The organism is Streptomyces sp. NPDC006261 (genome assembly GCF_040613515.1).
GTDB lineage: Bacteria > Actinomycetota > Actinomycetes > Streptomycetales > Streptomycetaceae > Streptomyces.
This window is the reverse complement of record NZ_JBEXSI010000013.1, coordinates 74,446-94,253: the sequence shown is the minus strand read 5'-3', so window position 1 is coordinate 94,253 and position 19,808 is coordinate 74,446. Positions and strand designations below refer to the sequence as shown.

Here is a 19,808-nt window from a genome sequence, read left to right as displayed (position 1 = left end):
GTCCCGCCAGTCGGGGACGATAGCGGTCTCGGGCGGGGGAACGGAATGGCGCACGGGGTTCGGCCCCTGTCATATGCGCCGTCATAAGCCGCTTCCCGGCACGGATCCGGCGGGATGGGGCGCGAGGAGCCGGTCGGGAGCCCATGACAAACATCACCCGCGCACGCCGGTGCCCACGCCCGTACGCGTGGCGCCGCTCACGCACGCCTCCGGCGTCCGGTAACGCCAGGGCGGCGGGCGGGGACAGGCGCCTACCTGTCCGGCCGGACCACGCCGAGGATCTTCATCGAGCCCGCGCCCGCCAGAGTGACGTGGCGGCCGGGGCGCGGGGAGTGGACGATCGCGCCGTCACCGACGTACATCCCGACGTGGCTGGCGTCGGCGTGGTAGATGATCAGGTCGCCGGGGCGCATGTCCTGGATGTCGATGCGCGGGAGCAGCCGCCACTGCTCCTGCGAGGTGCGCGGGATCGGCCGGCCCGCCGCGGCCCAGGCCTTCGAGGTCAGCCCCGAGCAGTCGTACGAACCGGGGCCCGTGGCCCCCCATACGTACGGCTTGCCGATCTGCGCGGTCGCGAAAGCCACCGCCGCCTTGCCGGCCGCGGTCGTCGCGCCGCTGACGGCGACGTTCGGCGCGGGCCGGGTGGCGAGCCAGGCCGACTGCGCCCGGTTCGCGGCGTCCTGCTCCAGCTGGCGGAGCCGGGCCCGCTCCTTCTTCTCCAGCTGCGATTCGAGCTTCTCCGCCGCGGCTATCCGGGCGTTGATCTTCTTCTTGGCCTCGGCCTGCTTGATCCGGTTCGTCTCGAGCTTGTGCCAGTTGCTGCTCGCGTCCTGGGTGTACGTCTCCAGGTCCTCCTGGGTCCGGTTCAGCTCGGCCAGGACCGTCTTGTTCGCCTGCTGGCTGGTGCGGACCTTGTTGACCCCGTCCAGGAAGAGCTGCGGGTCGTTGCTGAGGACCAGTTGGGCGCCGGGCGGCAGGCCGCCGTTTCGGTACTGCTCGCGCGCCTGGGCGCCGGCGCGGTCCTTCAGCTCGCTTATGCGGGCCTGGCCGTCGACGATCGCCTTGGCCAGCTTCACTATCTCGCCGGACTGCTTCTTGGTCTGTTCCTCGGCGAGGTTGTACGCGTCCGTCGCCGCTCCGGCTTGCCGGTAGAGCGTCTCGATCTGCTCACGGATCTTTTCCAGGTCCTTCTCGGCAGAGGCGGGGGCCGAGGCGGAAGGGGGCGGCGACGAGTCCGGCGTCGGCGCGGCCGTCGCCTGGACCGGAACGGTCAGCAGGCCCAGCGCGCAGACCAGCGTGATGGCCGCGGCGGCGCAGTGGCGTCGGTTCACGAGCTCCCCCAGCAAGAACGAAATCAAGACCAAAGCAACAGAAGCCGCATAGCGTGCATCTGACTTACCATCAGTAACGTTCAGGCGACGTCGCGATCGTGCCATGTCGTCCCGTAAAGCAACAGAGGCAGTCGGCGCCCGGCGCCCCGTGATCCCCACCCCCAGGACGAACGACACGCCCGCGGCGTTCCCGGCGTTCCCCGGAAGAGCATACTTTCGCCCGGTCGGGTGATCGTTCAGCCGCCCCCGGGCCGCAGGGCGTCCCATGCCACCGTGACCTCGCCCTGCCGCCACCGCCGTACGCCGTCCGCCACCGGCCAGTCGGCCGACAGCGCCCGCACCGCCGCGATCCAGCGCTGCCGGGCGCCGAGCGACGCGTACGGGGAGGCCGCCGCCCAGGCCCGGTCGAAGTCGCGCAGGAACGCGTGGACCGGCTCGCCCGGCACGTTGCGGTGGATCAGCGCCTTCGGCAGGCGTTCGGCGAGGTCGGAAGGGCGCTCCAGCGAACCGAGCCGGGTCGCGAAGGTGACCGTCCGCGGGCCCTCACGCCCCAGCGCCACCCACACGTGCCGGCGCCCGATCTCGTCGCAGGTCCCTTCCACCAGGAGCCCGCCGGGGGCGAGCCGGGAGCAGAGCCGTGCCCAGACCTCGGCCACCTGGTCCTCGTCGTACTGGCGCAGCACGTTCGCCGCCCGGATGAGCGTGGGCCGCGCCTCCAGCGGGATCTCGAAGCCGCCGTGGACGAAGGTGAGCCCCTCGCGCTCGTACGGCTTCGCCGCGGCGACCCGCTCCGGGTCGATCTCGACGCCCGCGACGGCGGTGCGGGGCTCGGCGGTACGCAGCCGGGCCAGGAGCTCCACGGCGGTCCACGGCGCCGCCCCGTACCCCAGATCGACGGCCACGGGGGCCTCCGCGCGCCGCAGGGCCGGGCCGTGCCCGGCGGCGATCCAGCGGTCCATGCGGCGCAGCCGGTTCGGGTTGGTGGTCCCGCGGGTGGCGGTGCCGATGGGGCGCTGGCGCATGCGGTGAGCGTATGCGACGGGGAGTGGCGGGTGCCCGGGTGTCCACGGGCGGGCGTGGGCTCCGGGTGTCCACGGGCGGGCCTGGCCCCACGTGAAGATGCCACCCCCGCCCGCGCCCGCGTCCGTAATGATTTGGCAAAGCGGAAATGAAAGGCAGTATTCCGCTGTTCTCGTCCTTCGGAGGGCCCCGCGCCCCTGTGTGGCGCGCCCTGAGTGAGGAGGACCGACGACGTGAGCCAGTACGTCTCCCGGCTCGGCTCAACCCGGACCGGCCCCCGCATCAGATTCCCCGGCGGCTTCCCCGGCTCCCCCCGCAAGCCGCGCCGCATAGCGATGCTCTCCGTACACACCTCACCCCTGCACCAGCCCGGCACGGGCGACGCGGGCGGGATGAACGTCTACATCGTCGAGCTGGCCAAGCGCCTCGCCGCGATCAACATCGAGGTCGAGATCTTCACCCGGGCCACCACCGGCTCGCTGCCGCCCGAGGTCGAGCTGGCCCCGGGCGTCCTGGTCCGGCACGTCGACGCCGGACCGTACGAGGGGCTCGCCAAGGAGGACCTGCCCGCCCAGCTCTGCGCCTTCACGCACGGCGTGATGCAGGCCTGGGCCGGTCAGCGCCCCGGCTACTACGACCTCGTGCACTCCCACTACTGGCTCTCCGGCCAGGTCGGCTGGCTCGCCGCCCAGCGCTGGGGCGTCCCGCTCGTGCACGCCATGCACACCATGGCCAAGGTCAAGAACGCCGCGCTCGCCGAGGGCGACACCCCCGAGCCGGCCGCCCGTGTCATCGGCGAGACCCAGATCGTCCACGCCTCCGACCGGCTGATCGCCAACACCGCCGAGGAGGCCGACGAGCTGGTCCGCTTCTACGACGCCGACCCCTCGGCCGTCGCCGTCGTGCACCCCGGCGTCAACCTGGAGCGCTTCCGCCCTGCCGACGGGCGCGCCGCCGCGCGGACCCGGCTCGGCCTGCCGCCGGACGCGCTCATCCCGCTCTTCGCGGGCCGCATCCAGCCGCTGAAGGCCCCGGACGTGCTGCTGCGCGCGGTCGCCGTGCTCCTGGACCGGGACCCCTCCTTGCGCTCCCGCATCGTGGTCCCCGTCGTCGGCGGGCCGAGCGGCAGCGGCCTGGCGAAGCCCGAGGGTCTGCAGAAGCTGGCCGCGCGCCTCGGCATCGCCGACGTCGTACGGTTCCACCCGCCGGTGGGCCAGGACCGGCTGGCGGACTGGTTCCGGGCCGCGTCCGTGTTGGTCATGCCGTCGTACAGCGAGTCCTTCGGCCTGGTCGCCATCGAGGCCCAGGCGGCCGGTACGCCGGTGGTCGCGGCGGCGGTGGGCGGGCTGCCGGTGGCGGTGCGCGACGAGGTCAGCGGCTTCCTGATACCCGGCCACGAACCGGAGGCGTACGCCCGCGCACTGGAGCGGTTCGCCGACGCGCCGGAGCTGGTCGAGCGGATGGGGGCGGCTGCCGCGGCGCACGCGCAGTCCTTCGGCTGGGACACGGCTGCCTCGGGCACGGCCGACGTGTACACGGCGGCGCTGGCCGACCACCGTCGCCGTGCGCGTACACACCACGGCTGAGCCCGTCCCCTGCCTCGCGGTGCCCCTGTCGTACGCTCGCTGCATGGCTGACGTACCCGACGAAACAGCAGCGGCCCAGGTGATCGAGGCGACGCTGAACGAGGCCGGGCTCGCATGGGAGAACCCCGCACCCGGCAACTACGTGGTGACTCTGCCCGGCACCCGCAAGCTGTCGACGACCTGTTCACTCATCGTCGGCAAGCACTCCCTCTCCCTCAACGCCTTCGTCGTCCGCCACCCGGACGAGAACGACGCCGCGGTGCACCGCTGGCTCCTGGAGCGCAACCTCCGCCTCTTCGGGGTGAGTTACGCGATCGACTCCCTCGGTGACGTCTACCTGGCCGGCAAGCTGCCGCTCGCCGTGGTCACCCCCGAGGAGCTGGACCGGCTGCTCGGCACGGTCCTGGAGGCGGCCGACGACTCGTTCAACACCCTCCTCGAACTGGGCTTCGCGAGCTCGATCCGCAAGGAGTACGCGTGGCGGGTCTCGCGCGGCGAGTCCACGCGCAACCTCGACGCGTTCAGCCACCTGATCGAGCGCTCGTCCGACGGCTGACGGAGTCCCCAGCCGCGACGAGGTGGGGCACCACCAACTGCCGCGTCTCCGTGGCGGCGTCTTCTCGTACGGCTTCACTGAACTCCACGCGAAGCCCGCAGATTCGGCGCGAGCGAGACGAAGTCCGCCACCGGGCCGCCCCACGTGTGGATCACTGCGACGGTCCGTCCCAGACGGCCCCGACGTGCCGCACTGTGGACGGACGGTTGCTCGCCCCAACCGGAGAGAAGAACCATGCGCGCCACTGCCGTACGCCGTACCGCCCTCGCCGCCTGCGCGGTCTCCCTGTCAGTCCTGCTGGCCACGGCCGGCGGCGGCTCGCCCGACACGGAGGCCGAGGGCGGGAAGAAGGGCAAGGCCGGTGCCACGAGCGGGAGCGGCTCAGCCCCCAATGCCTCGTCTCGGTCACCGAGGACAAGGCCACCGGCGGCGACGAGTCCGCTGCGAGGACGCTCACCGCCGTGGGCGACGACGACCAGGTCCCGACCAGTCTGGTGGCGCTGCGCAACGTGGCGGCGGTGGCGGGCCGTGACGTGCAGTTCCCCGGGCCGACGGAAGCCGTGGCGGCGCAGGCGAGGAAGCTCGGCTGATCCGCCTCTGGTGCGCGCCCTGCCCCGGGCGCTCCGGGTCAGGGACGGATGTGCCCCTGCTCCGGCGCCCCGGGATCAGGGCAGGGGAACGAGCCGGACGACGGTGACGGTCAGCACGGACCGGGAGACGTAGTAGAGGACGATGGCCCCCGAGACCGTGGCCTCCCGCCGGTCCCGCTCACTCTTGACGGCGGACGAGGCGTGCCCGTACGGCTCCCTGCCCAGGGTGCGGGCCATCTCGTCCCGGAAGGACTGCCCGTCGCGCATCTTGGCCAGGGTGTCGTCGGCGGGCGGCGCGTAGGAGATGCGGAAGCTCAAGCGACGCTCCGCCTCTCGGCCTCGTCCTGCGCCAGCCGGTCCAGGATCCGTTCGGCCTCGGGATCGGGAACGGCCTCCAGCATCCAGTGCCGCATGACGGCCTGGATCTCGTGGACTCCGGCCTCGTTGATGGCGAGGTCGAACTCCTCGCGTCTCTCCTCGGGCAGGGCGGCGCGGATGTCCGGGATGCTGTTGGGCACCTCCACCTCGGTGCCGCCGACGAAGGTTTTCAGAGACTCGCCCATGATCGATCTCCCCGATCTCCTTGCCCTTGGTGCCGGTGCTGCCGGGCAGCTTGGGGCCACCGTAGTGCGTGAGGCGCGGAGTTCGGCCCGGGGGTGCACAACCGGATCGCGGTAGGGCCGACTCGCTGTACCGGCCGAGCTTGGCTCTTCGGCCCGAAGTGACGATGCTTGTCCGATGCCAGGTCAGCGAAGGAGAAGACGCCAACCGCCGGGCGGGCCATGGCCGTCCACCGAGCGCTTCGCACCCGAGGTGGGCCACTGGAGCGTGCCCTTCGAGACACAGGACGAGTCGCAACGCCGTGCCTGCGTCCGGCGGTTGCGGGCGGAGGGTTCCCGGATCGACTGGAGCGCCGTGCGGATGGACACGTTCTGCGGCCGACTGAAGCAGCCGACCACCTACCGCCTGAGCCTCTTCGTACCGAACCTCGTGCCCGGTCTGGAGGAAGGGGTCCGGTGAAGACGACGGGCTACGGGACGCACCCCGAGCACATCGCCGCGTTGCTGGCTGCCGCGGGGGAGGCCGCCATCGTGCTGACGTACGCGGAGGACCGGGCTTTTGCCGATGTCAGCCTCAACCGCTTCGCCTCGGTGAACTCGACCCGTCTGGACTGGCAGGGTGTCGAAGTCCTGGAACGGTCGGACGACTTCGACGAGGACGGTCTGCGCGACTTGGTGCGTCGATACGGGGGCGAGGCGGAGCTCGTCGTCGTCTTCTGGGGCAACCACGCGGTGCCCTCGGTCGCGCTGGAAGCCGGAGTCGTGGCGGCTCACGCCGAGATGGTGGTGGGCAGCTGCTACGAGTGCTGGCTCTACTTCACCGACAGCCGCTTGCTGATCGAGTTCCAGGACGGCGAGGGGTTCGTGGCCGCCAAGGTGCCGGGCTGACCAGGGCCCGTCTGCCCGAGCGCCCCACCTGCTTCCCGGACACCGTGGGAAGTCACATGGTCCGCGGTACGACGCTCAGGGCCCGGTGGTCGTACCCGTCCTGCTTGGACCCGGGGGCCTCCCACGCGAGGTCGGCCCGCCGCCCGGCCGACAACGTACGGAAGCCGGTCGCGCCCGGATGTCGGAGTAGTGCCCGAAGCAACCGCCGGGAGTCTCGGCGGAGTCGAGCACGCCCCACCCCTCCTCGTCGTTCCACTCACGCTCTGAAAAGGAATGGTGCATCCCTGGCCTGTCTGGGGGTGGCCCGGAGAATCGTCCGGGACCTGACCGACGGTCGGGCTTTGCCGATGGCCAGCGAACGACCTGCCAGAGCCGGCCACGCACCCGGACCAAGGTGGGCCCAGGCCGTGACAATGCCCCCGCCCCGCGCCGTATGCGCAGGTCGGGGGCATGATCGCGAAAGCTACTTCTTCTTGCCCTGGTTCTTCACGGCCTCGATGGCCGCCTTCGCCGCATCCGGGTCGAGGTACGTGCCGCCCGGCTTCAGCGGCTTGAAGTCGGCGTCGAGCTCGTAGGAGAGCGGGATGCCCGTCGGGATGTTGAGGCCCGAGATGTCCTCGTCCGAGATTCCGTCCAGGTGCTTCACCAGGCCACGGAGGCTGTTGCCGTGGGCGGCCACCAGGACCGTGCGGCCGGTGAGGAGGTCGGGGACGATGCTGTCGAACCAGTACGGGAGCATCCGGACGACGACGTCCTTCAGGCACTCCGTGTCCGGGCGCAGCTCCGGGGGGAGGGTCGCGTAGCGCGGGTCGTCGAACTGGCTGTACTCGGAGTCGCGGTCCAGCGGCGGCGGCGGGGTGTCGTACGAGCGGCGCCAGAGCATGAACTGCTCCTCGCCGAACTCGGCCAGCGTCTGCGCCTTGTCCTTGCCCTGGAGGGCGCCGTAATGGCGCTCGTTCAGGCGCCATGAGCGGCGGACCGGGATCCAGAGGCGGTCGGCGGACTCCAGGGCCAGCTGCGCGGTGCGGATCGCGCGGCGCTGGAGGGAGGTGTGCAGGACGTCGGGGAGCAGACCGGCGTCCTTGAGCAGCTCACCGCCGCGGACTGCTTCCTTCTCGCCCTTTTCGGTGAGGTTGACGTCCACCCAACCGGTGAACAGGTTCTTCGCGTTCCATTCGCTCTCGCCGTGGCGGAGGAGGATCAGCTTGTACGGTGCGTCGGCCATGAGTCCGAGCGTAATCGAACCCGCACGGCCTCCGCGCGCCCGCCCGCGTAGCGGACAGGGCGCCCGCGGGACAGCCCGACGCGTTGACGATTGACGGTCGGCGTCAATCGGGTGGCGGACGGGAAGCCCCGCTTCGTAATGTTCGGACTGCCATCGGGGCTCTTACCCGGTGCGCCTCGTCCGTACGTCCCGTGGGGGGAACCGCATGTCCGTCGCCGGTCTCAGAACCGCCGCCCGAGAGACCGTCTCCGGGCTGCCCCGGGAGTTCTGGTGGCTCTGGCTCAGCACGCTGGTCAACCGGCTCGGCGGCTTCGTCGCCACCTTCATGGCGCTGTATCTGACCCTGGACCGGGGCTACTCGGCCTCGTACGCGGGTCTCGTCGCCGCCCTCCACGGGCTCGGCGGGGTCATCTCCTCGCTCGGCGCCGGCGTGATGACCGACCGGCTCGGGCGGCGGCCCACCATGCTGATCGCGCAGCTGTCGATGGCGGTCTCCGTGGCGGTGCTCGGGTTCATGGAGCATCCGGTCGCCATCGCGTCCGTGGCGTTCTTCGTCGGCATGGCGAGCAGCGCCTCGCGTCCCGCCGTCCAGGCGATGATGGCCGACATCGTGCCCCCGAAGGACCGGGTGCGGGCCTTCTCCTTGAACTACTGGGCCATCAACCTCGGGTTCGCCATCTCCTCCGCCGGGGCCGGGTTCATCGCCGAGTACAGCTATCTCGCCGGCTTCCTCGGCGAGGCCCTGATGATGCTCGCGTGCGCCGTCGTCGTCTTCCTGAAGGTGCCGGAGTCGCGGCCCGCGCAGGCTGCCCCGGTGAAGGCCGTCGGCGGCAAGCGGGCCAAGGACGAGGTCCGGATCACCACCGTCCTGCGCGACGGGCGCTTCATGGGGGTCGTGGGGCTGTCGTTCCTGGTGTCACTGATCTTCCAGCAGGGGTACGTGGGGCTGCCGGTGGCGATGGGGGCGGACGGGCTCTCCAGCTCCGACTTCGGTACCGCGATCGCCGTCAACGGCGTCCTGATCGTGGCCCTCCAGATCCCCGTCACCCGCTTCATCCAGCACCGCGACCCGCGCCGGCTGCTGATCATCTCCTCGCTGCTCGCCGGGTACGGTTTCGGGCTGACCGCCTTCGCCGGGTCCGTCGCCGTGTACGCCATGACGGTCTGCGTCTGGACCCTCGCCGAGATCGTCAACGCGCCCACCCAGACGGGTCTGGTCGTGCAGCTGTCGCCGGCGCAGGGCCGGGGCCGCTACCAGGGCATGTACACGATGTCCTGGTCGGTGGCGGCCCTCGTCGCGCCCCTGATGTCCGGTTTCGTGATCGACCACTACGGCGCCGCCTGGCTCTGGGGCGCCTGCGCGGTGATCGGTACGGTCGCCGGCCTCGGCTACTGGCTGCTGATGCGCAACCTGCCCCGCGAGGAGATCTTCGCGGAGGAGGCGGTCCCCGAGCCCGCCCCCGTGCCCGCCCAGGCCCGGCCGGACCAGGCCGAGCCCGACCCGGCGTCGGCGATCGAGCGCGCGGTCTGACCCCGGCCCTGTGAGAACGACGACGGCGCCCGCCCGGACCACTCTCCGGGCGGGCGCCGTCCGGAGACGCTGTACGAGACGCGCGGGGCGCGTCAGCCCGAGCAGCCGCCGCACTGGCACGGAGCACCGGACTGGCAGCCGCACCCGCAGCCCGAGCCGCAGCCGCAGGCGCCGAGCACGGTCAGGTGCACCACTTCGGTCGGGGTCTCCAGCTGGGGTTCGGTCGTGGGGGAATCGGCCATGGTCCCTCCTCAGGGGCGTACTGCTGGGCGGCGGACGCCGCTGCGCCGCCGCCGGGGACGTGGCGGCATGGACGTACGTACCGCGTACGGCCATGCCGCCGTCCCCGCCCCATTGCATGCCCATCCCGCCCGGCGCATCAACGGCGCATACGTGCAGGAACACACGTGCGACCCGCGTGCGCCGGGAGCGTACGGGCGCCCCGCACGCTTCCCGTGAAGGGCGTTACGAGCCCTCCACCGGCGTCGCCGCCTGGAGCTCGTCCGCGTGCTCGCCCGTCACCAGGTAGACGACGCGCTTGGCCACCGACACCGCGTGGTCCGCGAAACGCTCGTAGTAGCGGCCCAGCAGCGTCACGTCGACGGCCGTCTCGATGCCGTGCTTCCAGCGGTCGTCCATCAGGTGCTGGAAGAGCGCGCGGTGCAGCAGGTCCATCTCGTCGTCGTCCTGCTCCAGCTGGAGCGCCAGATCGACGTCCTTGGTGATGATGACCTCGGCGGCCTTGGCCATCAGCCGCTGGGCGAGCTGGCCCATCTCCAGGATGGTGGCGTGCAGGTCGTGCGGGACCGCCGACTGCGGGAAACGCAGCCGGGCCAGCTTCGCCACATGCTGGGCGAGGTCGCCGGAGCGCTCCAGGTCGGCGCTCATCCGCAGCGAGGTCACCACGATCCGCAGATCGGTCGCCACCGGCTGCTGACGGGCGAGGAGGGCGATCGCGCGCGCCTCCAGGTCGTGCTGGAGGTCGTCGACCTTCTGGTCGCCGGCGATCACGCTCTCCGCGAGCTTCAGGTCGGCGTCGAGCATGGACGTGGTCGCCCGTCCGATCGCTGATCCGACCAGCCGGGCCATCTCGACCAGGCCTTCTCCGATCGAGTCGAGTTCCTCGTGGTAAGCGTCGCGCATGGAAGTCCCTCTCCAGTTCCAGACTGAGGCCGGGGTCTCGGACCGACCTCCACGGTTACACGGTGCGGCCGCAACGCGTCCGTATCCGGCCCCCTAAGTGAACCGGCTCCATCCCCTCGGTGAACTCTGGGCGACGAGTGTTCGAGATGGCACTCGGACGGCTGGGAGAGTGCCGTCGCACCCGCATAACCTTGAGGCATGGACGTGAACGCGGCGGTCGCCGCAGCTGCAGCGATCGCCGGGCTCTGTACCGGTGTGATCGCCATGCTGGCGTTCCGCTGGAGCGAGCGCGACCTGAAACGGCCCACGCGTACGTCCCTGCGGCCGGACGGCAACGCGGCCCTCCCGCCGGGAGTGGACACCGTCCTCTCCGTGCTCAGCTCCTCCGCCGTCGTGCTCGACGAGAGCGACAGCGTGGTCAAGGCCAGCTCCGCCGCGTATGCGCTGGGCCTGGTCAGGGGCGGCCGCCTGGCCGTCGAGCCGATGCTCAACATGGCCCGCGACACCCGCCGCGACGGCGAGATACGCCAGGGCGAGCTGGACCTCCCCCGGCGCGGCACCGGCCGGGGGGACGCCCTCGCGGTCTCCGCCCGGGTCGCCCCGCTGGGCTCGCGGCTGGTGCTGCTGCTGGTCGAGGACCTCACCGAGGCCCGCCGGATCGAAGCGGTACGGCGGGACTTCGTCGCCAACGTGAGCCATGAGCTCAAGACCCCCACGGGAGCGCTCTCCCTGCTCTCCGAAGCGGTCATGGACGCCTCCGACGACCCGGAGGCGGTGGAGCGGTTCGCCGGACGCATGCAGATCGAGGCGACCCGGCTGACCAACCTCGTCCAGGAGCTCATCGACCTCTCCCGGGTGCAGAACGACGACCCGCTGGAGGACGCCGAGCCGGTCAGGGTGGAGGTGCTCGTCGCCGAGGCGATCGACCGCTGCCGCCAGCAGGCCGGCTCCAAGCAGATCACCATGGCCTCCGGCGGCACCGAGGGCCTCACCGTCTGGGGCAACCGGGGCCAGCTCGTCGGAGCGCTCGGCAACCTCGTCGAGAACGCCGTCAACTACAGTCCCGCCCGCACCCGGGTCGGTATCGCGGCCCGCCGCACCGCCGGACCGGGCGGGGACCTGATCGAGATCGCCGTGACCGACCAGGGCATCGGCATCTCGGAGACGGACCGCGAGCGGGTCTTCGAGCGGTTCTACCGCGTCGACCCGGCCCGCTCACGGGCCACCGGTGGCACCGGTCTCGGCCTCGCCATCGTCAAACACGTGGCCGCCTCGCACGGCGGGGAGGTCACCGTCTGGAGCTCCGAGGGACAGGGCTCCACCTTCACCCTCCGGCTGCCCGAATCGGGCGCCGTGAGGGAGCGCACCACCAGCGGACCGCTTATCGTCAGCGGCGTCAACGACGACGACGAAGCACCGTTCGAGACCGACTCCTATGACCCCTTCCCTGCCCCGGAGGCTCTTCCGTGACCCGAGTGCTTGTCGTCGAGGATGAGGAATCCTTCAGCGACGCCCTGTCCTACATGCTGCGCAAGGAAGGTTTCGAGGTCGCGATCGCCGCGACCGGCCCCGACGGCCTGGACGAGTTCGAGCGCAACGGCGCCGACCTGGTCCTGCTCGACCTGATGCTGCCCGGCCTGCCTGGCACCGAGGTGTGCCGTCAGCTCCGCAGCCGGTCCAACGTTCCGGTGATCATGGTCACCGCCAAGGACAGCGAGATCGACAAGGTCGTCGGTCTCGAAATAGGAGCCGACGACTACGTCACCAAGCCGTTCTCCTCGCGTGAGCTCGTCGCCCGCATCCGCGCCGTCCTGCGCCGCCGGGGGGAGCCGGAGGAGGTCACCCCGGCCGCCCTGGAGGCGGGCCCGGTCCGGATGGACGTGGACCGGCACGTGGTGACGGTCTCCGGCGGCAAGGTCGACCTCCCGCTCAAGGAGTTCGACCTCCTGGAGATGCTCCTGCGCAATGCGGGCCGTGTGCTGACCCGTATGCAGCTCATCGACCGGGTGTGGGGTGCGGACTACGTCGGCGACACCAAGACCCTCGACGTTCACGTCAAGCGCCTGCGCGCCAAGATCGAGCCCGACCCCGGAGCGCCGCGCTACCTCGTCACGGTGCGGGGCCTCGGGTACAAGTTCGAGCCGTAGACCGCGGGACCCGCGAGACGGCGGTGACCACGCGAAGGGGCGCTTCCCAGCTGGGAAGCGCCCCTTCGCGTGCCTACGCGTCTTTCGTACGTACGCGCACGTAGGCCGATGGCGTCAGCCGTGCGTCCCGGCCTCCGGGGTGCCGGCGGGGGACTCCGGGGCCTCGCCGGACGGCGTGCCCGGCGTCTCGGAGCCGCCCGCCTCCGGGGTCCCGTTCGGCGTGGCTGCCGGGGCCTCGGGCAGCGCGCTGGGGCCGAAGCCCTTGTAGTAGCCGGCCGCCGGGACGACGTTCGCGCCGAGGCCGACGTCGCCGGTGCGGCTCAGCTTGAAGACGACCTGCTGGACGTTGCCGTCCTGGGCGGCCTCACGGCCTTCGTCGATCACGGCGGAGGCGTTGCCCTTGCCCCCGAGGATGACCCGGCCGCCGGCCGGGATCTCGACGGGGCCCGTGCCCTTCGCGGCTTGGAGCTTCACCTGGACGTCGGTGCCGGGAAGTGTGATTCCCTCCAGGACCTCGGTCTCTGTGCCGTCGTTGAACAGCGTCGCGACGACCACGGCGGGGCCCTCGGCCTCGGGCTCGGCCTGCGTGATCACGTTCGCGTTCTGGACCTTGATGGAACCCACCGAGGTGGCCGCGTTGTCCGGCCTGACCTGGAGCGTCTCGGCGTTGTTGCCCGCCGCGCAGGCGGACAGGGAGACGATCGAGAACGCGATGGCAGTGGCGGCGAGGGCGCCGTGTCGAAGGCTGCGGCTCACGGCGGCGGCAACTCCTTGAACGATCGGACTGCGGACTTCGGACGTCGGGCGTTGGGCTGAGCGCCCCGCGGACGGACGGGAAGGGGTGACGTAAAGCCGTCCTAAGGGTGTGTCAGCGGCCTTAGGCTACCGAGCCGCCACTCCCGCCTCGCACCCGACCCGCCTCTAGGGGGCGCGGCTCTTCCCGGGGAGCGCTTCCTGACGACCCGGCGTGAGACGGGGCGGGCGCGATGGCCGCACCGGGGGGCCGGCGTGTCGCGTGCCGTTCACATAATCAGCGGTGATCAATTCCTCCGGCCGCAGCGCATTCCCCGCGAAAGGCGTCGTGAGAGGCGTGATGAGAGACGCCCTGAGAGACGTCACGAGGTGCGGGCCTTGATCAAATTCATTGGACACGTGCACTTACATCCGTACGGGTGATCGATGACCGAACGGAGTACGTAAAGTTCACCATCCAGAACCCGACAAAACGGGACTTTCGCCCTCTTCTGTGAGGCTTCCAGGCCGTGTGACGTGAGTGTTTCCCTCCGGTCGTACAGCCGCTCCGACCTGCGAATACCGTCTTCCAAGAGCCTTCCGCAGCACGTGCGTGTCGCTGTTGTCAAGCCCTGAGATATGCCCTGACCTGCGAAAACACCATTCAGGAGAGGCGATTCTCGTGTTACTCTGGATAGCCACGGAAGGGGTACCTGTCACATGACGTTCAAGGTTGGCGACACCGTGGTCTATCCCCATCACGGGGCCGCGCTGATCGAGGCTATCGAAACTCGCCAGATCAAAGGCGTGGACAAGACCTACTTGGTGCTCAAGGTCGCCCAGGGCGACTTGACGGTTCGTGTGCCGGCGGACAATGCGGAGTTCGTCGGTGTGCGCGACGTGGTCGGGCAGGAGGGACTGGACCGGGTCTTCGAGGTGCTTCGCGCACCGTATGCCGAAGAGCCGACCAACTGGTCCCGGCGTTACAAGGCAAATCTGGAAAAGCTCGCCTCGGGCGATGTCATCAAGGTCGCTGAAGTCGTGCGTGACCTGTGGCGTCGTGAGCGCGAGCGCGGTCTCTCCGCCGGAGAGAAGCGCATGCTCGCCAAGGCCCGCCAGATCCTGGTGAGCGAGCTCGCTCTCGCGGAGAACACGAACGAGGACAAGGCCGAGGCCCTTCTCGACGAGGTCCTCGCGTCCTGAACCGGATCGCACCGGTCGTAGGAATATGCCGCGGTGCCCGCTGACCAGCCGTTTGTACGGTGTGTCGTCGGGCGCTGCGGCATGTCCGGATCCCGATCGCGAGCCCGACTCCCGGTCATTCCCATACCCGGCGACGGCGATGCGTCGAATCCACCGCCCCCGCCGTACCGTTGATCGCCGATGCGACTCCGCTCGACCGGGGGTCACGGAAGGGGCCCGGTCCAAGTCAGGGCGTCACGCCCGGCTTGCTGGGCCCCTACCCACGTCGCCCGTGGAAACAAACCTGCCGAACCCTCGGACCTTCGGAGTGCAATCGATGACCTCGACGCCACCCCCGCCCGATCGGCCGCGCCACCCGCGTACCGCTGCGGTGATCCCCGCGGCCGGGCGGGGCATACGGCTCGGACCGGGCGCGCCCAAGGCCCTCCGGGCGCTCGGCGGTACGCCCATGCTCATCCACGCGGTACGCGCCATGGCGGCCTCCCGGGCCGTCTCCCTCGTCGTGGTCGTCGCCCCGCCCGACGGCGCGCCCGAAGTGAAGCACCTCCTCGACGAGCACGCCCTGCCCGAGCGCACCGACTACCTGGTCGTGCCCGGCGGCGACACCCGGCAGGAGTCGGTGGGCCTCGGCCTCGACGCGCTGCCCGAGGACGTCGCCGTCGTCCTGGTCCACGACGCCGCCCGTCCGCTGGTGCCGGTCGACACGGTGGACGCGGTCGTCGAAGCCGTACGGAACGGGGCGGCCGCCGTCGTTCCCGCCCTGCCGCTCGCCGACACCGTCAAGGAGGTCGAGCCCGCCGAGGTGGCCGGGGAGCCGGAGCCGGTGGTCTCCACCCCCGTACGGGCCCGACTGCGCGCGGTGCAGACCCCGCAGGGCTTCGACCGGGACACGCTGGTGCGGGCCCACGCCGAGGTCGCACTCGACGGCGAAGGCTCCACGGACGACGCGGGCATGGTCGAACGCCTCGGCGAGCCGGTCGTCGTCGTCCCCGGCCACGAAGAGGCGTTCAAGGTGACCCGGCCGCTCGACCTGGCGCTGGCCGAAGCGGTACTCGCCCGCAGGAGGGCCCACGATGGCTTCTGAGAACGCCGCGGGAGCGCCCGGCGCCCCCGTCATCCCAATGGTCGGGATCGGCACCGACATCCACGCCTTCGAGGAGGGACGCGAGCTGTGGTGCGCGGGCCTGAGGTGGGAGGGCGAGGGCCCCGGCCTGGCCGGTCACTCGGACGCCGACGTCGTCGCGCACGCCGCCTGCAACGCCCTCTTCTCCGCCGCCGGCCTAGGCGACCTCGGCCGGCACTTCGGTACCGGCCGCCCCGAGTGGTCCGGCGCCGCCGGCGTGACCCTGCTCACCGAGGCCGCCCGGATCGTGCGCGCCGAGGGGTACGAGATCGGGAACGTCGCCGTCCAGGTCGTCGGCGTACGCCCTAAGATCGGCAAGCGGCGCGAAGAGGCGCAGAAGGTGCTGTCCGCCGCCGTGGGCGCCCCGGTCTCGCTCTCCGCCGCCACCTCGGACGGCCTCGGCTTCACCGGGCGGGGCGAGGGCCTGGCGGGGATCGCGACGGCGCTGGTCTACCGGGCACGCTGACCTGCGCGTCGGGTGCGTCGGCTTACGCCGGAGCGCTGACCTGGGCGGGGCCGCGGGGCCCCTCTCGTACACCTCGCTGCACATCACTTGCACATGCGCTGTCACCGAAGCGATGTGCCTCCTGCGCGTCCCCTCCACGTCGACACCGCCGCCCCGCCTCACCGGGCCCGGCGCCTGGGTTGCGGCGGACCCCGTGGCCGACGTCGCCCTCGGCGCGGCCGGCCGCCCGCCTGCTCCGCCACCACGCGCGCCCCGGCGGCCTTGCTCACCCTCGGCCGGATGCCCTCGCTTCCGGGACATGGCGAGAAGTACGGGCGACGCGGGAACTAGCAGAGGGCGGGCGAGGTTGGGGGTAGGAGCACAGGGCAACCGACACCGGACCAACCTGCCACCCAGGAGGACGTACGCCATGACCGCCGCACTCTCCACCGAGCTCAGGAACCTTCTCGACACCCCGGTCTTCGTCAACATCGCCACCATCCAGCCGGACGGCAGCCCGCAGGTCTCCCCGGTGTGGGTGAAGCGCGACGGCGACGACGTCCTGATCTCCACCACGGTCGGCCGCCGCAAGGAGACGAACCTCCGCCGCGACCCGCGCGTCACCGTCGTCGTCCAGCCGGCCGACAACCCGTACGCCTACGCCGAGATCCGCGGCCGGGCGGAGCTGACCCCGGAGGGCGGCCAGGAGCTGATCGACGAACTGTCGCTGAAGTACACCGGCAAGCCGTACGCGGAGTTCAACCCGGACTCCGCCCAGGACGCCCCCCGGGTCGTGGTCCGGATCACCCCGCGCAAGGTCGTCGGCCGCATCTGAGAGGACGCGACCGCCGTTCGACGGCTCGGCAAGAGCCCCGAAGAGCCGCAAAGAGCCCCGAAAGAGCCGCCCCGGCCCCCGTCGGGGCCCCTCGGACCAGGCCGGTATCAGAAAGTTGCCCCCGCGATCGCCCAAGGGTCGCGGGGCACTGGTGTCGGCCTACTACCCTTGAGACGTGACTATTCGCCTGCACGACACCAGCGCCCGGCAGATCCGTGACTTCGTCCCGCTCACAGCGGGCTGTGTCTCGATCTACCTCTGTGGCGCTACCGTCCAGGCCGCACCGCACATCGGGCACATCCGTTCCGGGCTGAACTTCGACATCATGCGCCGCTGGTTCACCTACCGCGGCTACGACGTGACGTTCATCCGGAACGTCACCGACATCGACGACAAGATCATCAAGAAGTCCGCCGAACAGGACCGCCCCTGGTGGTCGATCGGTTACGAGAACGAGCGCGCGTTCAACGACGGCTACGACGCGCTGGGCTGCCTGCCGCCCACCTACGAGCCCCGTGCCACCGGTCACATCACCGAGATGATCGAGATGATGCGCGGCCTCATCGAGCGCGGCCACGCCTACGAGGCGGACGGCAACGTCTACTTCGACGTCCGGTCCCTCCCCGGCTATCTGGAGCTTTCCAACCAGGAGCTGGACGACCTGCGCCAGCCCTCCGGCGAGGGCGAGACCGGCAAGCGCGACCAGCGGGACTTCGCCATGTGGAAGGCGGCCAAGCCGGGCGAGCCCAGCTGGGAGACCCCCTGGGGCCGCGGCCGGCCCGGCTGGCACCTGGAGTGCTCCGCGATGGCCCACAAGTACCTGGGCTCCGCCTTCGACATCCACGGCGGCGGGCTGGACCTGATCTTCCCGCACCACGAGAACGAGATCGCCCAGGCCAAGGCGTACGGCGACGCCTTCGCCAACTACTGGGTGCACAACGCCTGGGTCACCATGGCCGGCGAGAAGATGTCCAAGTCGCTCGGCAACTCCGTCCTCGTGAGCGAGATGGTCAAGCACTGGCGCCCCATCGTCCTGCGCTACTACCTGGGCACCCCGCACTACCGGTCGATGATCGAGTTCAGCGAGGAGGCCCTGCGCGAGGCCGAGTCCGCGTTCGCGCGGATCGAGGGCTTCGTGCAGCGCGTCACCGAGAAGGCGGGGGAGGTCGTCGCCCCCGCCGCCGAGGTGCCGCCCGCCTTCGCCGAGGCGATGGACGAGGACCTGGGCGTGCCGCAGGCCCTCGCGATCGTCCACACCACCGTCCGCCAGGGCAACAGCGCGCTCGCCGCCGACGACAAGGAAGCCGCCGTCGCCCGCCTCGCCGAGGTCCGGGCCATGCTCGGCGTCCTCGGACTCGATCCGCTCGACGAGCACTGGGCGGGCGAGGGGGACCGGGGTGAGGACCTCCACGGCGTCGTCGACACCCTCGTACGCCTGGTCCTCGACCAGCGGCAGTCTGCCCGGGCCCGTAAGGACTGGACCGCCGCCGACGCCATCCGCGACCAGCTCAACCAGTCCGGACTCGTCATCGAGGACAGCGCCAACGGTCCCCGGTGGACGCTCGGCGCCCGCTGAGCACCTTTCGGCACCGGTCCGACCGGCGCGAATGTGCCGCCCGGCGCTCCGGGCGGCACACTGCACTTATACGTATGCACGTCTGAAAGCAACGAAACAGGTAGGTCATGGCCGGGAACAGCCAGCGCAGGAACCGCCGCACGTCCAACAAGAAGGGCATGCAGGTCGGCAGCGGTGGTCAGCGACGCCGTGGTCTCGAAGGCAAGGGACCCACGCCGCCCGCCTCCGCCCGCAAGGGACACAAGAAGAACCGCATCGCCGGCGCCCAGGCCAAGCAGGCCGCAGCCCGCCGCCCCGCGCCCCGGCGCGGCGGCGTCAAGGGCACCTCCGAGATGGTCGTGGGCCGCAACCCGGTCTACGAGGCCCTGCGCGACGGTGTGCCCGCCACCACCCTCTACGTCCAGCAGTACATCGACAACGACGAGCGCGTCCGCGACGCCCTCAAGCTCGCGGGCGAGCGCGGCAACATCAACCTGATGGAGGCCCCGCGCCCCGAGCTGGACCGGATGACGAACGGCCTGAACCACCAGGGCCTCGTCCTCCAGGTCCCGCCGTACGAGTACGCGCACCCGGAGGACCTCACCGCCGCCGCGTACGACAACAACGAGGACCCGCTGATCGTCGCCCTCGACGGCGTCACGGACCCCCGCAACCTCGGCGCGATCGTCCGCTCGGTCTCCGCGTTCGGCGGCCACGGCGTGGTCGTCCCCGAGCGCCGCGCGGCCGGCATGACCGCCGGAGCGTGGAAGTCCTCCGCCGGTACGGCGGCCCGCACCCCGGTCTCCCGGGTCACCAACCTGACCCGCGCCCTGGAGGGCTACCAGAAGGCCGGCCTCACCGTCGTCGGCCTCGCCGCCGACGGCGAGCACACGGTCGAGGACCTGGAGCAGCTGGCCGGCCCGGTCGTCATCGTCATCGGCAGCGAGGGCAAGGGACTCGGCCGCCTCGTCGGCGAGACCTGCGACTACCGCGTCCGGATCTCCATGCCGGGCGGCGCCGAATCGCTCAACGCCGGTGTCGCGGCGGGCATCGTCCTGTACGAGGTGGCGCGCCGCCGCGCATAGCGGAACCGGCCGGGTACGACGTCTCGGGACCGGCCGGGTACGACGTCTCGGGACCGGCCGCCGGTACGACGTTCCGGGACCGGCCGCCGGTACGGCGTTCCGGGACCGGCCGCCGGTGAACCGGCCGTAGGTACGGCGTTCGCGCGGTGACAGCCTCGGCGACGGGCTCGCCCTCCTGCCGAGTTGACGCGCGAACGCCGAACAGGGTTCCAAGATGCCCGAGTTTGGCCGGATGTTGACGGGTCTCGGACAC

General features: G+C 71.0%; 22 protein-coding genes and 1 pseudogene. 14 read left to right on the top strand and 9 right to left on the bottom strand.

Annotation, left to right across the window (positions count from 1 at the left end):
- Window positions 1-251: 251 nt before the first annotated feature.
- Window positions 252-1,331 carry an NlpC/P60 family protein gene (locus ABZ154_RS11035; protein WP_356831150.1) on the bottom strand — a complete coding sequence of 360 codons (1,080 nt, stop codon included), beginning with the start codon at window positions 1,329-1,331 and terminating at the stop codon, window positions 252-254.
- A 236-nt stretch (window positions 1,332-1,567) separates the two neighbouring features.
- Window positions 1,568-2,353: a class I SAM-dependent methyltransferase gene (locus ABZ154_RS11030; RefSeq protein WP_356831148.1), complete on the bottom strand. Its 786-nt coding sequence runs from the start codon at window positions 2,351-2,353 to the stop codon at window positions 1,568-1,570.
- Window positions 2,354-2,584: 231 nt separating this feature from the next.
- Here ABZ154_RS11030 and mshA point away from each other — a divergent pair, with 231 nt between their 5' ends.
- The 3 genes from mshA (at window position 2,585) to ABZ154_RS11015 (ending at window position 5,083) form a co-directional block, all read left to right on the top strand.
- On the top strand, window positions 2,585-3,937 hold the full coding sequence (gene mshA, locus ABZ154_RS11025) for a D-inositol-3-phosphate glycosyltransferase (RefSeq protein ID WP_356831147.1): 1,353 nt from the start codon (window positions 2,585-2,587) through the stop codon (window positions 3,935-3,937).
- Window positions 3,938-3,980: 43 nt separating this feature from the next.
- On the top strand, window positions 3,981-4,493 hold the full coding sequence (locus ABZ154_RS11020; protein ID WP_356831145.1) for a YbjN domain-containing protein: 513 nt from the start codon (window positions 3,981-3,983) through the stop codon (window positions 4,491-4,493).
- A 461-nt stretch (window positions 4,494-4,954) separates the two neighbouring features.
- The gene (locus tag ABZ154_RS11015) at window positions 4,955-5,083 is read left to right on the top strand and encodes a hypothetical protein (RefSeq protein ID WP_356831143.1); all 129 of its coding nucleotides are present in this window, start codon (window positions 4,955-4,957) and stop codon (window positions 5,081-5,083) included.
- A 75-nt stretch (window positions 5,084-5,158) separates the two neighbouring features.
- On the opposite strand, the gene ABZ154_RS11010 is transcribed toward ABZ154_RS11015, so the two are convergent.
- Window positions 5,159-5,401 (bottom strand): hypothetical protein, encoded by a 243-nt coding sequence (locus tag ABZ154_RS11010; protein ID WP_018511077.1) that lies wholly within the window; start codon window positions 5,399-5,401, stop codon window positions 5,159-5,161.
- Entirely contained in the window at window positions 5,398-5,646 is a 249-nt protein-coding gene (locus tag ABZ154_RS11005; RefSeq protein WP_019762208.1) for a hypothetical protein, read from the bottom strand. The genes ABZ154_RS11010 and ABZ154_RS11005 overlap by 4 nt, the downstream gene beginning before the upstream one ends.
- Window positions 5,647-5,911: 265 nt before the next feature.
- Between ABZ154_RS11005 and ABZ154_RS11000 the strand changes: the two genes are divergently transcribed.
- Both ABZ154_RS11000 and ABZ154_RS10995 read left to right on the top strand, forming a co-directional pair.
- On the top strand, window positions 5,912-6,103 hold the full coding sequence (locus ABZ154_RS11000; protein WP_356831141.1) for a hypothetical protein: 192 nt from the start codon (window positions 5,912-5,914) through the stop codon (window positions 6,101-6,103).
- Entirely contained in the window at window positions 6,100-6,531 is a 432-nt protein-coding gene (locus ABZ154_RS10995) for a hypothetical protein (protein WP_356831139.1), read from the top strand. Before ABZ154_RS11000 ends, ABZ154_RS10995 begins: the two co-directional genes overlap by 4 nt.
- Before the next feature lie 52 nt (window positions 6,532-6,583).
- Here the strand turns inward: ABZ154_RS10995 and ABZ154_RS10990 are convergent.
- Window positions 6,584-6,813: pseudogene (locus ABZ154_RS10990) on the bottom strand (cold shock domain-containing protein).
- Between the two features lie 181 nt (window positions 6,814-6,994).
- A complete protein-coding gene (locus ABZ154_RS10985) occupies window positions 6,995-7,756 on the bottom strand; it encodes a phosphoglyceromutase (protein ID WP_073876975.1) in 762 nt (253 codons plus the stop codon).
- A 205-nt stretch (window positions 7,757-7,961) separates the two neighbouring features.
- Here ABZ154_RS10985 and ABZ154_RS10980 point away from each other — a divergent pair, with 205 nt between their 5' ends.
- A complete protein-coding gene (locus tag ABZ154_RS10980) occupies window positions 7,962-9,287 on the top strand; it encodes an MFS transporter (protein ID WP_356831137.1) in 1,326 nt (441 codons plus the stop codon).
- Between the two features lie 92 nt (window positions 9,288-9,379).
- Here ABZ154_RS10980 and ABZ154_RS10975 read toward each other — a convergent pair whose 3' ends face one another.
- Window positions 9,380-9,529, bottom strand: a complete 150-nt coding sequence (locus tag ABZ154_RS10975; RefSeq protein WP_179222504.1) for a hypothetical protein — start codon at window positions 9,527-9,529, stop codon at window positions 9,380-9,382.
- A 223-nt stretch (window positions 9,530-9,752) separates the two neighbouring features.
- Window positions 9,753-10,430 carry a phosphate signaling complex protein PhoU gene (gene phoU, locus ABZ154_RS10970; protein WP_356831135.1) on the bottom strand — a complete coding sequence of 226 codons (678 nt, stop codon included), beginning with the start codon at window positions 10,428-10,430 and terminating at the stop codon, window positions 9,753-9,755.
- A 198-nt stretch (window positions 10,431-10,628) separates the two neighbouring features.
- Between phoU and ABZ154_RS10965 the strand changes: the two genes are divergently transcribed.
- Both ABZ154_RS10965 and ABZ154_RS10960 read left to right on the top strand, forming a co-directional pair.
- Window positions 10,629-11,900 carry an ATP-binding protein gene (locus ABZ154_RS10965; protein WP_356831133.1) on the top strand — a complete coding sequence of 424 codons (1,272 nt, stop codon included), beginning with the start codon at window positions 10,629-10,631 and terminating at the stop codon, window positions 11,898-11,900.
- Window positions 11,897-12,577 (top strand): response regulator transcription factor, encoded by a 681-nt coding sequence (locus tag ABZ154_RS10960; RefSeq protein ID WP_003968183.1) that lies wholly within the window; start codon window positions 11,897-11,899, stop codon window positions 12,575-12,577. The genes ABZ154_RS10965 and ABZ154_RS10960 overlap by 4 nt, the downstream gene beginning before the upstream one ends.
- A gap of 114 nt (window positions 12,578-12,691) precedes the next feature.
- Here the strand turns inward: ABZ154_RS10960 and ABZ154_RS10955 are convergent, their stop codons facing one another.
- Entirely contained in the window at window positions 12,692-13,333 is a 642-nt protein-coding gene (locus ABZ154_RS10955; RefSeq protein WP_356831131.1) for a DUF461 domain-containing protein, read from the bottom strand.
- A 696-nt stretch (window positions 13,334-14,029) separates the two neighbouring features.
- Here ABZ154_RS10955 and ABZ154_RS10950 point away from each other — a divergent pair.
- The 6 genes from ABZ154_RS10950 (at window position 14,030) to rlmB (ending at window position 19,555) form a co-directional block, all read left to right on the top strand.
- Window positions 14,030-14,512, top strand: a complete 483-nt coding sequence (locus ABZ154_RS10950) for a CarD family transcriptional regulator (protein WP_006380568.1) — start codon at window positions 14,030-14,032, stop codon at window positions 14,510-14,512.
- 316 nt (window positions 14,513-14,828) lie between these two features.
- A complete protein-coding gene (gene ispD, locus ABZ154_RS10945; protein WP_356831129.1) occupies window positions 14,829-15,596 on the top strand; it encodes a 2-C-methyl-D-erythritol 4-phosphate cytidylyltransferase in 768 nt (255 codons plus the stop codon).
- Window positions 15,586-16,101, top strand: a complete 516-nt coding sequence (gene ispF / locus ABZ154_RS10940) for a 2-C-methyl-D-erythritol 2,4-cyclodiphosphate synthase (protein ID WP_356831127.1) — start codon at window positions 15,586-15,588, stop codon at window positions 16,099-16,101. Before ispD ends, ispF begins: the two co-directional genes overlap by 11 nt.
- A 409-nt stretch (window positions 16,102-16,510) precedes the next feature.
- Entirely contained in the window at window positions 16,511-16,915 is a 405-nt protein-coding gene (locus ABZ154_RS10935; protein ID WP_356831125.1) for a PPOX class F420-dependent oxidoreductase, read from the top strand.
- Window positions 16,916-17,090: 175 nt separating this feature from the next.
- Window positions 17,091-18,491, top strand: a complete 1,401-nt coding sequence (gene cysS, locus ABZ154_RS10930; protein ID WP_356831123.1) for a cysteine--tRNA ligase — start codon at window positions 17,091-17,093, stop codon at window positions 18,489-18,491.
- A gap of 107 nt (window positions 18,492-18,598) precedes the next feature.
- The gene (rlmB, locus tag ABZ154_RS10925; RefSeq protein ID WP_073877001.1) at window positions 18,599-19,555 is read left to right on the top strand and encodes a 23S rRNA (guanosine(2251)-2'-O)-methyltransferase RlmB; all 957 of its coding nucleotides are present in this window, start codon (window positions 18,599-18,601) and stop codon (window positions 19,553-19,555) included.
- Window positions 19,556-19,808 lie beyond the last annotated feature (253 nt).

Excerpts from the sequence above, each read along its gene's own strand:
- ABZ154_RS11030 (WP_356831148.1), bottom strand. The coding sequence starts at position 2,353 with ATGCGCCAGCGCCCCATCGGCACCGCCACCCGCGGGACCACCAACCCG.
- ABZ154_RS11020 (WP_356831145.1), top strand. The coding sequence starts at position 3,981 with ATGGCTGACGTACCCGACGAAACAGCAGCGGCCCAGGTGATCGAGGCG.
- ABZ154_RS11005 (WP_019762208.1), bottom strand. The coding sequence starts at position 5,646 with ATGGGCGAGTCTCTGAAAACCTTCGTCGGCGGCACCGAGGTGGAGGTG.
- ABZ154_RS10985 (WP_073876975.1), bottom strand. The coding sequence starts at position 7,756 with ATGGCCGACGCACCGTACAAGCTGATCCTCCTCCGCCACGGCGAGAGC.
- ABZ154_RS10980 (WP_356831137.1), top strand. The coding sequence starts at position 7,962 with ATGTCCGTCGCCGGTCTCAGAACCGCCGCCCGAGAGACCGTCTCCGGG.
- ABZ154_RS10975 (WP_179222504.1), bottom strand. The coding sequence starts at position 9,529 with ATGGCCGATTCCCCCACGACCGAACCCCAGCTGGAGACCCCGACCGAA.
- phoU (WP_356831135.1), bottom strand. The coding sequence starts at position 10,430 with ATGCGCGACGCTTACCACGAGGAACTCGACTCGATCGGAGAAGGCCTG.
- ABZ154_RS10965 (WP_356831133.1), top strand. The coding sequence starts at position 10,629 with ATGGACGTGAACGCGGCGGTCGCCGCAGCTGCAGCGATCGCCGGGCTC.
- ABZ154_RS10950 (WP_006380568.1), top strand. The coding sequence starts at position 14,030 with ATGACGTTCAAGGTTGGCGACACCGTGGTCTATCCCCATCACGGGGCC.
- ispD (WP_356831129.1), top strand. The coding sequence starts at position 14,829 with ATGACCTCGACGCCACCCCCGCCCGATCGGCCGCGCCACCCGCGTACC.
- ispF (WP_356831127.1), top strand. The coding sequence starts at position 15,586 with ATGGCTTCTGAGAACGCCGCGGGAGCGCCCGGCGCCCCCGTCATCCCA.
- ABZ154_RS10935 (WP_356831125.1), top strand. The coding sequence starts at position 16,511 with ATGACCGCCGCACTCTCCACCGAGCTCAGGAACCTTCTCGACACCCCG.
- rlmB (WP_073877001.1), top strand. The coding sequence starts at position 18,599 with ATGGCCGGGAACAGCCAGCGCAGGAACCGCCGCACGTCCAACAAGAAG.